Source organism: Pseudomonas sp. W2Jun17 (genome assembly GCF_023127795.1).
In the GTDB taxonomy this organism is placed as follows: Bacteria; Pseudomonadota; Gammaproteobacteria; order Pseudomonadales; family Pseudomonadaceae; genus Aquipseudomonas; species Aquipseudomonas synxantha_A.
In genome coordinates this window covers 1,235-1,590 of record NZ_SPKO01000012.1, presented here as the reverse complement: position 1 = coordinate 1,590, position 356 = coordinate 1,235, and the positions used below count along the sequence as shown (strand labels likewise).

General features: G+C 57.9%; 1 protein-coding gene. It reads right to left on the bottom strand.

From position 1 onward, the window contains the following. A partial coding sequence (locus tag E4O98_RS10150; RefSeq protein ID WP_248134892.1) for an RHS repeat domain-containing protein occupies positions 1-356 on the bottom strand: 356 nt, incomplete at both ends.

Below are 356 nucleotides of genomic sequence, written 5' to 3'. Positions count from 1 at the left end.
GGCGACCGGCAGCGTCCCATTCATAACCGGTCAGTGCGCCATGCTCATCCTCGCGGGCAATCTGTCGGCCTAAATCGTCATAGCGATAACGCTTGATCCCGCCATTGGGCAATTGCTCTTCCAGCAACTGCCCACGCTCATTCCACACCAGCCGATGGCAGCTGTGATCGGGGTACCAAACCCCCGTCAGTTGCCCGTATTTGTTGTAGCTGTAGTCCGTCACCTGCCCATCGGGATCAGTCCTACGCGTAACATCGCCCTGGCTATTACGCTCGTATTTCCAGACCGCCTCCCCACGCCTCACAACCCGAACAAAACCGTTGTCATGCTCGTAGGAGGTCGGCTCATCATCCCCA